We start from the raw sequence: 12,253 nt of genomic DNA, 5'->3' as shown, positions 1-12,253 counted from the left end.
GAAAAGGCCTGCGACCGTTTTCCACCCTACGTTATGATGTCCGCCTGCTTTACTCAGCCTTTCGGAGCCTTCCATGAGTGTCGTCACCCGCGCAGCGGTCGAAGCCGCCTTGTCTCAATACACCGATCCGCATCTGAATCAGGACCCGGTCAGCGCCGGCTGCCTGCGCGAGGTGGATATCCAGGGTGGCCAGGTCAAGGTGCGTCTGCAGCTGGGCTACGCCGCGGGGCTGTTCAAGAGTGGCTGGGCGCAGATGCTGCAGATGGCCCTGGAGAACCTCGACGGCGTCGAGCGTGCCCAGGTGCAGGTCGACTGCGTGATCGAGGCGCACAAGGCGCAGGATCAGATACCGGCCCTGGCCAATGTGAAGAACGTGATCGCCGTGGCGTCCGGCAAGGGCGGGGTGGGCAAGTCGACCACGGCGGCCAACCTGGCCCTGGCCCTGGCCCGTGAGGGGGCCAGGGTCGGGATTCTCGATGCGGATATTTATGGGCCGAGCCAGGGCATCATGTTCGGTATCACGGAAGGCACGCGGCCCGAGGTGAGGGACCAGAAGTGGTTTGTGCCGCTCAAGGCCCATGGCGTGGAGGTGATGTCCATGGCCTTTCTCACCGACGAGAACACCCCGATGGTCTGGCGCGGGCCCATGGTGTCCGGTGCCTTGATCCAGCTGATCACCCAGACCGCCTGGGATGACCTGGATTACCTGGTGGTCGATATGCCGCCGGGTACCGGTGATATCCAGCTGACCCTGGCGCAGAAGGTGCCGGTGGCCGGCGCGGTGATCGTCACCACGCCCCAGGATCTGGCCCTGCTGGACGCCAAGAAGGGCGTGGAGATGTTCCGTAAGGTGAATATCCCGGTGCTCGGCGTGGTGGAAAACATGGCTGTGCATATCTGCTCGAACTGCGGGCATGCCGAGCATCTTTTCGGTGAGGGCGGCGGCGAGAAGCTGGCGGCGCAGTTCGGCGTCGATCTGCTGGCATCCTTGCCGCTGTCGATGGCCATTCGCATGCAATCCGATGGCGGCAAGCCGACCACCGTGGCCGATCCGGAAAGCCAGATCGCCATGATCTATCAGGAAACCGCGCGCAACGTCGGTGCGCGTATCGCCCAAGGCGCTGCGCAGCAGGCCATGCCGAACATCGAGATCAGCGACGATTAATTGGTAGTGAAACACCGCCCCGCATTCAAATGTGTAGGGCGGCCTCGGAGCGCAGTGCCAGTCCGCCAGGATTTGCGCCATAGCCGCGATCCACGGCGCATTGCTTGCGAATTGTTGTAATTCGCGCCCACAAAAAAGCCCCGCACTAGGCGGGGCTTTTTATCAAGCGAGGTTAGTGCAGGTTATACAACCTGGACTTCCTCAGCTTGCATGCCTTTCTGACCACGGGTGGCCACGAAAGTCACTTGCTGGCCTTCTTTCAGGCTCTTGAAGCCATCGCTCTGGATAGCTTTGAAGTGTACGAAGAGGTCGTCACCGGATTGCGGAGTGATGAAGCCGTAGCCTTTTTCATCGTTAAACCACTTGACGGTGCCATTCTGACGATTCGACATGTTATGTCTCCTAACAATTTTAATAACAGCCCTGGAAAAGCCCAGGCCGGGACTGAGTGCAACGAGTACTAGGAGTCGGACGATGTTTGGATCGAAATCTAGGCATCAAGTAGCGATTCGCGGTGACACATGCAGCACAGTGGAAGCACCATACTCGCTTTTAACGCTAAGCGCGAATGCTCTGTGCATCTTTCCGTTATTTGGTCCGATGTACGTGGATGGCCTGCTGGCCGTCCGGAGTGGCTCAAGAGGCTTTGAACCCGATGGCCGGCCCCGGTAAGATGCGCTCACTTTTTCATCATCAGCCCATTCAGGACGCCCGCCATGAGCATTAAATCGGATAAGTGGATTCGCCGCATGGCCCAAGAGCACGGCATGATCGAACCCTTCGTCGAGCGCCAGGTGCGTGCCGAAGGTGCGCAGCCGCTGATCTCCTACGGTGTTTCCAGCTACGGCTACGATGTGCGCTGCGCCGACGAATTCAAGGTGTTCACCAATATCAATTCGGCCACGGTCGATCCGAAGAACTTCGACGAGAAGAGCTTCGTCGATGTGAAAAGCGATGTGTGCATCATCCCGCCGAACTCCTTTGCCCTGGCGCGCACCGTTGAGTTCTTTCGCATTCCCCGCGATGTGCTGACCATCTGCCTGGGTAAAAGCACCTATGCGCGCTGCGGCATCATCGTCAACGTCACCCCCCTGGAGCCGGAGTGGGAGGGTCATGTGACCCTGGAGTTCTCCAACACCACCACCCTGCCGGCGAAGATCTACGCCAACGAGGGTGTCGCGCAGATGCTGTTCCTGCAGTCCGACGAGGCCTGTGAGGTGTCCTACAAGGATCGCGGCGGCAAGTATCAGGGCCAGTTGGGCGTGACCCTGCCCAGGGCCTGACGCGGCGTCGACAGGGGTGTGAAGAGCCGGGCAATGCCCGGCTTTTTTACGCCTGGATGCTGGCTGCGGGTAAATGCCGGGCAAAAAAATAGGCGCTTGAAGCGCCCGGAGAATCAATCGATGCACAGCCTCTGAGTGGGCTCTGCGGCGAAAGTTCAATCAATGATGTGGTATTGCCATCAACTGCTCGCCGAGCAGGCAAAAGAAAGGGCGCTATTAAGCGCCCTAAAACGATGATCTATGGAGTAAGTCCACTCACTCTGAGTGGCGCTGGCTGAAAGGGTTCAGTGGTGCCCGACGAACGGTCGTTATTGTCCGGGCACCAATACCAGGCGTTTGCTGCCATAGGCTTTGTCGAGGTTCTGCGACTGGAAGGGGAAGGTCATGTACTGCCCCTTGAGCCAGGCGTCGATGCCGTCGGCGTAGTGGCCGCTGGCTGGGTTGCCGGATTGTCCGGAGCTGTTCAGGCCGATCAGCGGTTCCTCGCGGCCGAAGTCGACGACGATGCGCATGGCGGGTATCAGCCAGGTGTCGAAGTTCTGCCCCCAGTTGTAGGCCGACACGTTGAGCGTGCTGTGGTCGCCGCCCGCCGGGTAGGGGCCACGATCCAGATAGCCCTTGAGGGCATTGATGCTGGCGCGCTGGCTGGTGCTCATATAACGGGCCAGGTGGCTGGTTTCGCTGGTCCAGCTGTAGCTGTGCAGCTTGCCCCACTGCCAGGCGCTGCGTTCTGTGCCCAGCTTGCTTTCCATAAAGCTCACCGCGCCGGCCAGGCTGCGCGCCAGGATGGTTGGTTTGTCTTCCTGTTGCGGGGTGCGGATATCGTTCCAGAACGGGCTGTCTTCACGACCCAGCAGGTGGTCGGCCTGGGCGGAGTAGGAGCTGTTGGCGGTTGCCACCAGGGCCTGCCAGGCCGGGCTGGTGTCCGGGCCCAGTTCGTCGAGGAAGGTCTCCCGCGCGCTCTGGTAGAGGAAGGCGCTGTACAGCGCGGCATCCGCCGATGTGGCGGCCAGCTTGCCATCGAACTTCATCAGTCGGCTGTGCGCTTCACGGGCCTTGCTGCGTTCTGCTGGCGGCAGGGCGTCGATGGCTGTCTTCAAGCCCTCGGCCATGCCCGGTGCGCTGAACATGCTTTGCAGCTTGCCGACAAACAGCGAGGTCTGGTCGTACTGCATGGCGATCATGCTCTGGCTGTCATGCTTGCCCGTGCCGGCGAGTTCGGCGATGCGTTCGGCGCGTTCGGGGTAGTACCAGGAGTTGGATAGCTGCATGCCGTAGCCGCGCGGTACCGAGCGCTGATTGGCGGTGCCCAGCCAGCCCTGCGGCGGGTCCTGGTCATAGGGGTGGAGCATGGGGTCGGCAAAGCCGTCCCACTCATACTGGCTGTCCCAGCCGGGAGACGGCATCAGGCCCAGGCCGGCGCGACGATTGGGGAAGCGCCCGGTGACTTGCCAGCCGATGTGCCGGGCGTCGGCGAAGACGATATTGAGCGGCATGGCGCGCACTTCGCGGGTGGCTTCGAAGGCCTGCTCCACCGATTGGGCGCGGGACAGGTCGAAGAAGGCATCGAGGGTTTTATCCGCTTCGAACTGGGTGGTTTGCAGGGCCAGGCCGTAACCCGTGCTCAGTTGCAGCGGTTGCAGGGGGTGTTTGCGCTCCCCCAGCAGTGAATTCAGCAGTGGGCCGTGACGGGTTTCGTAGAGGGTTTCGCGGATTGGCCGCTGGCCCTTGATAAAGAAGGTTTCCTGACGCTGCTGGGCGGGCAACCACTTGCCGTCGGCCAGGTACAGCAGTCGGCCGTTTTCCCGTTTGATCTTTTCCAGAAACAGATCCTGATTGTCGCCCATGACCATGGTCATGCCCCAGCCGAGTTTGCCGTTGAAACCGGCTACCACCGCGGGCACCCCGGCAATCGATACACCGGCGGCCTGGTACTTGGGCGAGCGGATCTGGACGAAATTCCACACCGAAGGCATCGACAGCGGCAGGTGGGTGTCGTTGGCCAGCAGGCTTTTCCCGCTGCGGCTGTTCTGCGGCGCAATCGCCCAGTTGTTGGACGCGGCGACGCCGAGCATATGGGCATCGGCGAATTGGCTGACGGCATTGCCGACGGCGTTCAGCCCGGCCAGCTGGCCGTTGAGGTTCAGGCCCTCGAGCTTGGCCGCCTCCTCAGTTGGCAGCGGCTCATCGGGGTAGGTCGGCAGCAGCCAGGCCAGCTGCTCGCTGCCAACTGTCTGCGCCAGCACCAGGGCGGCGATTTCTTCCTGCAGGTTGACTGACAGGCCGAAGTTCAGCAGGCAGAACACCAGCACCGAGTCTTCCGCCTTCCAGTAGGGCGGGCGGTAGCCGGATTCGGCCAGGTCCATCGGCAGCTTGTCGCGGTAGCGGAACAGGTAGGCATTGACCCCGCGTGCATAGACCTCGAAGAAGCGCTGCAGGCGTGGGGAGGCATTGCGGTAGAGCACCTCGGCGCTTTTCTTCAGGTTGACCGCGCGCATAAAACGGTCGATTTCCAGCACGCCGGGGCCGGCCATTTCGGCCAGGCGACCTTCGGCCATCAGGCGCAGGCCGACCATCTGGCTCAGGCGATCCGTGGCGTGCACATAGCCGAGGGCGAACAGCGCGTCATGGAAGGTGTTGGTCTCGATCAGTGGCATGCCCAGCGCGTTGCGGCGGATGACCACGGTTTGCGCCAGTCCCTGGACGCGCACGCTGCCCTGGTCCGGGGGCACGCTGGCGCTGTAGCGGCTGTGCAGAAACGACTGGCAGCCGCTGAGCGCCACCGTGGCGGTCAGGGCGGCAGCCAGGCTCAGATGGGCCATGGGGCGAAACAGGCGCGATAGCATGCGGCGGGCTCCTTGCGGTACGGGCAGACATCGATGGGGCACGCGCCTTCGCTGCTGTGCAAACAGGGTGCAGGTGCGGGTTGTTAAGTTAGTCAGCGGCCATGCGCCTGGCAAGGCGCATGGTGGGTGCTTCAGGCGCTTTTGCGCGGCACCTGCAAGCCTTCGTCGAGCAGCCAGCGCGCGGCAGTTCGAGCCGCCGCCTTGTGCTGCAGTTCGAGCTCGTTGAAATGCTTCTCGTGCTGGCGGCGCAGGTTCTTGTCCAGGGCCTTCCATTCGGCGTGGGTAGGCACCTGGGCGGTGGCCTCGAATAACCGATGGAAAACCTGGCAGCGGGCATCCTGGCTAAGCGCGCTGTCGTAATTGTCGAGCAGCACCTTGATCCGGATTGCGCCTTCGATCAGCGGCAGCTGACCTTCGAGCAGGCTGCCAACGAGTATCTGCAGATCCCCGCCGATCCGTTCGCGTTGCGCATCGGCCGCTGCGGCCTGGGCCTTTTCCCGAGCCCAGACGCGTCGCCAGAGCAGCAGGGCATAGAGTGCCAAGGCTGCCAGCAGCAGGCCGCCAAGGCCCAGTAGTAACAGGTTGAGGCTATTCATTGCGGGCTTATGCGCCGTGGCATTTTTTGAATTTCTTCTGGCTGCCACACGGGCAGGGGTCGTTGCGGCCGACATCCTTGAGGCTGTTGCGCACCGGTTCTTGATGGCCGTGGTTGCAGTGGGGGCCGTGCACATGGCCGTGATCATGATCGTGGGCGTGATCATGGTCGTGATTGCAGTCAGGGCCATGGACATGGTCGTGTTGATTCATGGGAACTACTCCGAGATATATTCGCCGGGAATTATCTCGCCATTGCGCGACATGTGCACGCTCCGTCCGAACATCAGGCCGGTTTTCACCTTGCCCTGCAGGCGGTAGGGGATCGGCTGGTCGGGTTTTTCCAGGGCTTTGACGATCTGGCGCAAGTGCCGCCAGAGGTTGGTGCGTACCGGTACATCGAAGCTATGGTGACCATGGGCCGGTACGGTGAACCAGCTATTGGACTCCCCTTCGGCCAGTTTCACCCCATTGAGGTGGACCACGTAGTCGAGCCCGCGTACGGGCAGGCTGACGCTATTGGGATTGTCGATGCGAAAGCGCAGGGTGAAATGCTGCTCCAGCAGTTTGGCTTTGACCACATCGACCTTGATCAAGCGAACGTCCGGGTCCTTGAAGTCGCCTGACAGCCAGGAGGAACATCCGCTGAGGCCCGCAGAGAGGCCAAAAACAATCAATAGGCTGAGAATTCTTATCGTTTGCGCCTGATAAAACATTACATACTCCGAATGACGCATCAGTGTAACAAGCAGGTGCCCAGCTGCAACCTGTTGTGAGGGTAAAAAAACCTGCGCCATACTGAGCGGGAATTAGGACAGGAGTATGACCATGGCTCGTTACGAGATCGCGTTCAGTGGGCAACTGGTGCCGGGCGCTCGATTGGACTTGGTGAAAGCCAATCTGGCCAAGCTGTTTCAGGCCGATGAGCAACGCTTGGCCCTGCTGTTCTCGGGGCGGCGTGTGGTGATCAAGAGCAACCTCGATGCTGCGGGGGCGGAGAAATACCGTAGCACTCTGGCGCGCGCCGGAGCCCTGGTCGAAGTGATCGACCTGGCCCAGGAGGTCGAAGAAATCGAGCTGGCCACGCCGCCCGCCGATCCCGTCGCCGCTGCAGGGGCGGGTGCGTCCGGGGAACCCATGGTCGGGCGTCTGCAGGTGGCTCCGCGAGACGAATATATGGCGGCCTTTGCCGAGGTGGATGCGCCGGACTTCGGCATCGCGCCCCTGGGGGCCGATGTGCAGGACGACAAACCGTCGCCCGTGGCTCCCGCCCTCGATCTGTCGCAGTTCAGTCTGGCCCCGGTCGGCAGTGACATGGGCGAAGCGAAGAAGGCCCCGGCCGGGCCGCCGCCGGATATCTCGCACTTGAAACTACAGCCATAAGTTCTGCTTGTTAGAAAAAAGCTGAGCAGCACTTCTTGAATTTCTGCCCGCTGGCGCAGGGGCAGGGATCGTTGCGGCTAGCCCGCAGCTCGACGGTGGGGTCGATAAAGTACCAGGCGTTGCCGGCTCGGACGAAAGCCGAGCATTCGCGATGGCTGTGCTCACCGCCGGCATCGCGCCAGTGCGCGGTGAAGGTGACGCGGGCATGCGCGGGTTGTCCGTCGAACTCTTCGGCGCTTTCCACGGTCAGGCCTAGCCAGCTGCTTTCCAGGCTCCAGGCGCTTATGGCCTGCAGATCCAGCCCGGCCTGCTGGGCGGGAAGGGTGGTGGTGCGCAGATAGTCGATCAGTCCCAATGCGTAGGCGCTGTAGCGCGAGCGCATCAAGACTTCTGCAGTGGGCGCTGGCAGCCCCCGATGATAGAGCGCGCAGCACTGCTCCAACGGTTTGTCGCTGCCGCACGGGCATCTTGCTGTCAGCATCGGCTCACCACCAGTATTTGCCGAAGTTTTCCGGGTTGGCCCAGAATTTTGCGTTAAGCCAGTCGGGTACCTGTTTGTAGTCGAGCAGGTCGTAGGTAAACAGCTCGAGTACCTGTTCGCCACGCTGGAAGCGTTCGCTGGCTTGCAGGGCGAGGGCGAAGAAGTCGGTTTCCCGCCAGTCGCAGGCCTGCAGGTCGACCAGTACCGCCAGGCGGCTGGCATTCAAGTTGCGAATGCCAGCGAGCAGTTCCAGGGCCGTGCGTTTGGGCAGATGTTCGAGGCAATCGACAAACAGGGCCAGGTCGAAGCGCTGCGCTGCCAGCTCCATCGACAGGGGGGCGGCGGCCGCATGTTCAATATGGCACTCGGGGTGGGCGGCCTTGAATGCTTCCAGCGCGGGCAACTGGCTGGCTCCCACCAGTAACAGGCGTTGCGGCGCATAACGCGCCAGTAACGCCGCCAGTGCTTGCTGGGGTGTGCGGCAATGCGTGCTTTCAGGCATAAAGTGTCCTCGTTTAGGTTGAGAAAGACTAACGTGCCAAGGCACTATGGCCTAGCGGCCTGTCGAACTTAACGCAGCTGCCGGTGTCGTGCGCGTCGGGTTTGTCCGGGAGAGGGCGAATCCGACTAACCACGGGCGTTTGGAGCTGAGATGCTTAGTTCTCTGGCGCATTCGCTAACGGGAGTCTTTACTGCTTATGTATCGGTTTCAGGCCGACTTACCAATAGGAGAGGTATATATGAGCATTATGAGGAAGGCAGTACCCCTGATCATCGCGAGCAGTTTTTTGACCGGCTGTGCCGGGTTGCAGAAAACTGACTGGCCAACCTGTGCCGCCGTAGGTGGTGTGGGTGGTGCGGCGTTGGGCGCAATTGAAAGTTCGACCTGGGCCGCGGGCGGTGCTGTGGTCGGTGCCGGTATGGCCGCTGCCTACTGCTGGGTACATGGTGCCGGCGAAGAGCAGGTGGTGATGGTCGAAGAAGTGGTCGAAGAGCCAATGCCAGTGGCCGAACCTGCCGAGGCTGTGCGTGTCGAACTGGACGTCAAGTTCGATTTCGACAAGTCTCAGGTCAAGCCGGAAAGCTACGGGGACATCAAGAACCTTGCCGACTTCATGGGCCAGTACCCGCAAACCACTACCGTGGTTGAAGGGCATACCGACTCCGTGGGTAGCGATGCCTACAACCAGGGCCTGTCCGAGCGGCGTGCCAATGCGGTGCGTGATGTGCTGGTCAACCAGTACGGCGTAGGTGCTGATCGAGTCAATGCCGTGGGTTATGGCGAGTCGCGTCCGGTTGCCGACAATGCTACCGCCGATGGCCGTGCCGTTAACCGTCGTGTAGAGGCCGAGGTGGAAGCGCGTCCATAAACCGCTTGCACAAGAGCTGTTTGTAAAAAACAAGCCAGACCCTTCAAGGTCTGGCTTGTGTGCTTTGCATGCTGGGTCTTTACTCCAACGGTACCGGTAGTGGCCGGTATAACAGGAGATTCAACCATGAGAGCCAGATTCATAACCGGGGTAGCACCCATTCTCTTGGTCAGTAGTGTTCTTTCGGGGTGTGTCACAACTTCCAGTACGGGAGATGCGCCACTCAACCAAGGGAACTGGCCCCTGTGTAGCGCGATTGGTGGCTTGGCCGGTGCGGGTCTGGGCGCGATCGAGAGTTCCGCCTGGGCGGCGGGCGGTGCGGTGGCCGGTGCGGTTGTCGGCACGCTGATCTGCTATGCCCAGGATGGCGACGAGGACGACGATGGCGTATTCGATCGGCGTGACCGTTGCCCGGGTACCCCTGCCAACACCGCGGTGCACCACAACGGTTGCCCGCTCAAAGAATATGCCAGCAGCCCGCCGGCAATGGAGCCAGAGCCGGTGGTCATGGATGAGGCGGTTCGCGTCGAACTGGACGTGAAATTCGATTTCGACAAATCCGTGGTCAAGGAAGGCAGTCAGGCCGATATCAAGAGCCTGGCCGACTTTATGACGCAGTACCCGCAAACCACCACGACCGTCGAAGGACACACCGACTCTGTGGGCACCGATGCCTATAACCAGGGGCTGTCCGAGCGTCGCGCCAATGCCGTGCGCGATGTACTGGTCAACCAGTATGGGATCGACGCTGGCCGGGTTTCCTCGGTGGGCTATGGCGAAGCGCGGCCCGTCGAGGATAACGGCACCGATTCCGGGCGCGCAATCAACCGCCGGGTGGAGGCCGAGGTCGAGGCCAGGCCCTGATGCAGGTCGATAGCGTTTAGTGGTCCGTGCGGCGAGTTAACCCACTCGCCACACGGACCCCGCGTCCAGGGCATGGGGCGTAGTGGAAAAGCGCTGCCGGTGTTTTTCCGCCTCAGTTGTCCGGGATCGTTTGTGCATCCCGGCCATCGAGTCGCATTCAGTGGGGCTCGCTCCTGGCTGCCTGGATTGCGCGGCTGGTCTCTTAATAGGTGTTTCCCCTCCGGTAAGCCGCCTTTGGCTATTGGCCACGGCAGCATTGCCACTGCAAAGGCCGCTCTGAGTGGACGCTCCGGCTGTTCGTCCCGGTCTGCTGGCCGCCTGTGGCCAAAGCAGTTAAGGTGCTGGCAAACAAAATCTGCCGGCATACGGGGCTATATGAAGAGACTCTTGGTTTTGGGCAAGGTACTGGCCGCCATCTTCTGGGGCGTGGTACTGGCCAATCTGCTGCAACCCTTCGCGCAACCTTTTGCCCTGCTGCTGCAACTGGGTGGGGCGCTGTTGTTGCTGATCCACGCTCTCGAGCTGTGGGCCTTCAACAAACGCCTGGGTGCCTGTCAGAACCCGGGCCAGGAGCGGCTGCAAATTCTGCTGTTCGGTATTTTCCATCTGCATGGGTTGCCTGCAGTCCAGCCCGTGGTGCCGGCGCAGGAGCAGGACGACCTGCCGCTGGAGGCGGGTAATGCGTAGCCTGGTGCTGCTGGCCGCATTTTTCAGCCCCCTGGCCCTGGCCCAGGTTGTTATCGACGTGGCACCCCATGAGGTGATGCGCTTGCCGGCCAGCGTGAGCATGCTGCACGTCGAGCGCCTGCGGATTGCCGAGCATGGCACCCTGCTGATCCCGGCCAGCCTGAGCGAGATGCGCGTCGCCGAACTGCGCCTTGGCCGCGATGCGCGGATTGCCATTGCCCCCGCTGACCAGGTCTTTCGCCTCGAGGTGGCGTCAGGCGAGATTGCCAGCGGTGCGCAGATCAGCGCCCGGGGCGCGCGTGGTACCCCGCAACAACCCGCTCTGCCGGGACGCGCGTTGAGTATTCGGCTGCAGGCGGTGGTGGCCGAGAGCCTGCTGCTGGATGCTCGCGGCGGGAGCGGTGCGCCGGGCTATACGGGTCTGGATGGTGCCGATGGCCAGGCGGGTGGCTGTACCTGGGGGCAGGCCAGTCGCGGTCATGATGGTCAGGACGGTGGCGACGGTCAGGAGGGGGCGGCAGGTGCCCAGGTGCGTCTTGAGCTGCCGGTCGATTTCCCGGCGCAGGCTCTGCAGGTGCGCCTCGATGGCGGTGCCGGTGGGGTCGCCGGTCAGGCGGGGCAGGGTGGTCGCGGCGGTCTGAGCAAGGGTTGCTGGCTCTATAGCACCCAGGGCGCTGGCGATGGCCGGCCTGGTCAGGCCGGTAAAGCCGGTGCGGCCGGGCCGTCAGGCCGTGTCGACCTGCTGCGTTTCTAAGGGGACGCATGGCAAAACGGGGACGCGGCCTGCATCCTGCTGTCTGGCAAGGTCGGCGCGCCTTGCCAGCAGTGGCTCTGCCGACCCGCTAGAAGGCTGGACGTGCGGCGGCCATGGCAACCACCAGCAGGCCGAGTATCAGGTTGATTCCGACCAGTCGCCGAATGCCCGCGAGCACGGCTGCGCCGCTGGGCCAGTCTGCCGCGTCGACCGCGCTGCGCAAGGCTGGAAGCTGCAGTATCTGTACCCGCAGGAAGAGCGCCAGCATGACGATATACAGACCCATCATGACCTGCACATAGCGCGGGGCATTGTCGAACCCGGCAAAGCCCAGGTGCAGCATGCCCACGCCGCTGATCGGCAGCACGATGACCGCCGCCCAGACCCAGTAGAAAAAACGCGGGAAGACCTCGAGCCACAGCTTCAGGCGCTCGGGGCCCTGCAGGGCACTGACGGCCGCCGGGCGCAGGATCATCCAGGCGAAGAACATGCCGCCCACCCAGATCAGTGCGGCCAGCAAGTGTAGCGCGTAGGTAAAGGCGTAAGGGGTCATGGCTTGTTCCTATCCGGTAAGCGGTTCTGCGCCGAAGCATTTTGCGCGCTATGATAGCGGCCCATTGCAAACACTGAAAATTTATCCAGCCTTTTCCTGTCCCGCAGGCGCGCGCAATTATCCGTTCGCCGCCAGACCGCGTAGGGTTGCGGGGCGCTTCTGGCGCAGCCAGGCGAACAGGCCCCGGGTTAACGAAACAGCGCGATTCAGGCGGCACCTCTCCCAGGGGGCGCGACTGCGGTTTTGCGCGCTAGAACAGCGTCACGTCCGACA

The 12,253-nt window shown here is 62.2% G+C and carries 13 protein-coding genes and 2 pseudogenes; 7 read left to right on the top strand and 8 right to left on the bottom strand.

What is annotated here, in order from left to right:
- Window positions 1–73: 73 nt before the first annotated feature.
- Window positions 74–1,165: an iron-sulfur cluster carrier protein ApbC gene (gene apbC, locus AACY13_RS17205; RefSeq protein ID WP_339462799.1), complete on the top strand. Its 1,092-nt coding sequence runs from the start codon at window positions 74–76 to the stop codon at window positions 1,163–1,165.
- 182 nt (window positions 1,166–1,347) lie between these two features.
- On the opposite strand, the gene AACY13_RS17200 is transcribed toward apbC, so the two are convergent.
- Window positions 1,348–1,557, bottom strand: a complete 210-nt coding sequence (locus tag AACY13_RS17200; protein WP_090498617.1) for a cold-shock protein — start codon at window positions 1,555–1,557, stop codon at window positions 1,348–1,350.
- A gap of 324 nt (window positions 1,558–1,881) precedes the next feature.
- Between AACY13_RS17200 and dcd the strand changes: the two genes are divergently transcribed.
- Window positions 1,882–2,448: a dCTP deaminase gene (gene dcd / locus AACY13_RS17195; protein WP_090384763.1), complete on the top strand. Its 567-nt coding sequence runs from the start codon at window positions 1,882–1,884 to the stop codon at window positions 2,446–2,448.
- A gap of 308 nt (window positions 2,449–2,756) precedes the next feature.
- On the opposite strand, the gene AACY13_RS17190 is transcribed toward dcd, so the two are convergent.
- The 4 genes from AACY13_RS17190 to AACY13_RS17175 all read right to left on the bottom strand — a co-directional run bounded on the left by AACY13_RS17190 (window position 2,757) and on the right by AACY13_RS17175 (window position 6,604).
- A complete protein-coding gene (locus AACY13_RS17190) occupies window positions 2,757–5,294 on the bottom strand; it encodes a penicillin acylase family protein (RefSeq protein WP_445262588.1) in 2,538 nt (845 codons plus the stop codon).
- A gap of 131 nt (window positions 5,295–5,425) precedes the next feature.
- Entirely contained in the window at window positions 5,426–5,890 is a 465-nt protein-coding gene (locus AACY13_RS17185) for a DUF2489 domain-containing protein (RefSeq protein WP_339462798.1), read from the bottom strand.
- Window positions 5,891–5,897: 7 nt separating this feature from the next.
- Window positions 5,898–6,101: an SEC-C metal-binding domain-containing protein gene (locus AACY13_RS17180; protein ID WP_339462797.1), complete on the bottom strand. Its 204-nt coding sequence runs from the start codon at window positions 6,099–6,101 to the stop codon at window positions 5,898–5,900.
- 5 nt (window positions 6,102–6,106) lie between these two features.
- Complete coding sequence (locus tag AACY13_RS17175; protein WP_339462796.1) at window positions 6,107–6,604, bottom strand: LEA type 2 family protein; 498 nt, start codon at window positions 6,602–6,604, stop codon at window positions 6,107–6,109.
- Between the two features lie 112 nt (window positions 6,605–6,716).
- Between AACY13_RS17175 and AACY13_RS17170 the strand changes: the two genes are divergently transcribed.
- Window positions 6,717–7,271 (top strand): hypothetical protein, encoded by a 555-nt coding sequence (locus AACY13_RS17170; protein WP_339462795.1) that lies wholly within the window; start codon window positions 6,717–6,719, stop codon window positions 7,269–7,271.
- A gap of 10 nt (window positions 7,272–7,281) precedes the next feature.
- On the opposite strand, the gene AACY13_RS17165 is transcribed toward AACY13_RS17170, so the two are convergent.
- A complete protein-coding gene (locus AACY13_RS17165) occupies window positions 7,282–7,752 on the bottom strand; it encodes a YchJ family protein (protein ID WP_339462794.1) in 471 nt (156 codons plus the stop codon).
- 4 nt (window positions 7,753–7,756) lie between these two features.
- Window positions 7,757–8,254, bottom strand: a complete 498-nt coding sequence (locus AACY13_RS17160) for a DUF6231 family protein (RefSeq protein ID WP_339462793.1) — start codon at window positions 8,252–8,254, stop codon at window positions 7,757–7,759.
- A gap of 514 nt (window positions 8,255–8,768) precedes the next feature.
- Between AACY13_RS17160 and AACY13_RS17155 the strand changes: the two are divergent.
- The 4 genes and pseudogenes from AACY13_RS17155 to AACY13_RS17140 form a co-directional block, all read left to right on the top strand.
- A pseudogene (locus tag AACY13_RS17155) lies at window positions 8,769–9,122 on the top strand (OmpA family protein); the annotation flags it as partial.
- Window positions 9,123–9,491: 369 nt separating this feature from the next.
- Window positions 9,492–9,986 (top strand): annotated as a pseudogene (locus AACY13_RS17150) (OmpA family protein); the annotation flags it as partial.
- A 375-nt stretch (window positions 9,987–10,361) separates the two neighbouring features.
- Window positions 10,362–10,673, top strand: coding sequence for a DUF1145 domain-containing protein (locus AACY13_RS17145; protein WP_339462792.1), 312 nt, complete (start codon window positions 10,362–10,364; stop codon window positions 10,671–10,673).
- On the top strand, window positions 10,666–11,427 hold the full coding sequence (locus tag AACY13_RS17140) for a collagen-like protein (RefSeq protein ID WP_339462791.1): 762 nt from the start codon (window positions 10,666–10,668) through the stop codon (window positions 11,425–11,427). The genes AACY13_RS17145 and AACY13_RS17140 overlap by 8 nt, the downstream gene beginning before the upstream one ends.
- Window positions 11,428–11,515: 88 nt before the next feature.
- Here the strand turns inward: AACY13_RS17140 and AACY13_RS17135 are convergent, their stop codons facing one another.
- Window positions 11,516–11,980: a CopD family protein gene (locus tag AACY13_RS17135; RefSeq protein WP_339462790.1), complete on the bottom strand. Its 465-nt coding sequence runs from the start codon at window positions 11,978–11,980 to the stop codon at window positions 11,516–11,518.
- Window positions 11,981–12,253: the final 273 nt, after the last annotated feature.

The organism is Pseudomonas sp. EA_105y_Pfl2_R69 (assembly GCF_963970915.1).
Lineage (GTDB): Bacteria > Pseudomonadota > Gammaproteobacteria > Pseudomonadales > Pseudomonadaceae > Aquipseudomonas.
Note: the sequence above shows the minus strand (reverse complement) of the source record. Positions and strands in the feature narration are given on the sequence as shown.

Bases quoted from the DNA above. Each gene is read 5' to 3' on its own strand.
- AACY13_RS17190 (WP_445262588.1), bottom strand. From the start codon at position 5,294: ATGCTATCGCGCCTGTTTCGCCCCATGGCCCATCTGAGCCTGGCTGCC.
- AACY13_RS17140 (WP_339462791.1), top strand. From the start codon at position 10,666: ATGCGTAGCCTGGTGCTGCTGGCCGCATTTTTCAGCCCCCTGGCCCTG.
- AACY13_RS17135 (WP_339462790.1), bottom strand. From the start codon at position 11,980: ATGACCCCTTACGCCTTTACCTACGCGCTACACTTGCTGGCCGCACTG.
- AACY13_RS17180 (WP_339462797.1), bottom strand. From the start codon at position 6,101: ATGAATCAACACGACCATGTCCATGGCCCTGACTGCAATCACGACCAT.
- AACY13_RS17200 (WP_090498617.1), bottom strand. From the start codon at position 1,557: ATGTCGAATCGTCAGAATGGCACCGTCAAGTGGTTTAACGATGAAAAA.
- AACY13_RS17185 (WP_339462798.1), bottom strand. From the start codon at position 5,890: ATGAATAGCCTCAACCTGTTACTACTGGGCCTTGGCGGCCTGCTGCTG.
- apbC (WP_339462799.1), top strand. From the start codon at position 74: ATGAGTGTCGTCACCCGCGCAGCGGTCGAAGCCGCCTTGTCTCAATAC.
- AACY13_RS17165 (WP_339462794.1), bottom strand. From the start codon at position 7,752: ATGCTGACAGCAAGATGCCCGTGCGGCAGCGACAAACCGTTGGAGCAG.
- dcd (WP_090384763.1), top strand. From the start codon at position 1,882: ATGAGCATTAAATCGGATAAGTGGATTCGCCGCATGGCCCAAGAGCAC.
- AACY13_RS17160 (WP_339462793.1), bottom strand. From the start codon at position 8,254: ATGCCTGAAAGCACGCATTGCCGCACACCCCAGCAAGCACTGGCGGCG.
- AACY13_RS17175 (WP_339462796.1), bottom strand. From the start codon at position 6,604: ATGTTTTATCAGGCGCAAACGATAAGAATTCTCAGCCTATTGATTGTT.
- AACY13_RS17145 (WP_339462792.1), top strand. From the start codon at position 10,362: ATGAAGAGACTCTTGGTTTTGGGCAAGGTACTGGCCGCCATCTTCTGG.
- AACY13_RS17170 (WP_339462795.1), top strand. From the start codon at position 6,717: ATGGCTCGTTACGAGATCGCGTTCAGTGGGCAACTGGTGCCGGGCGCT.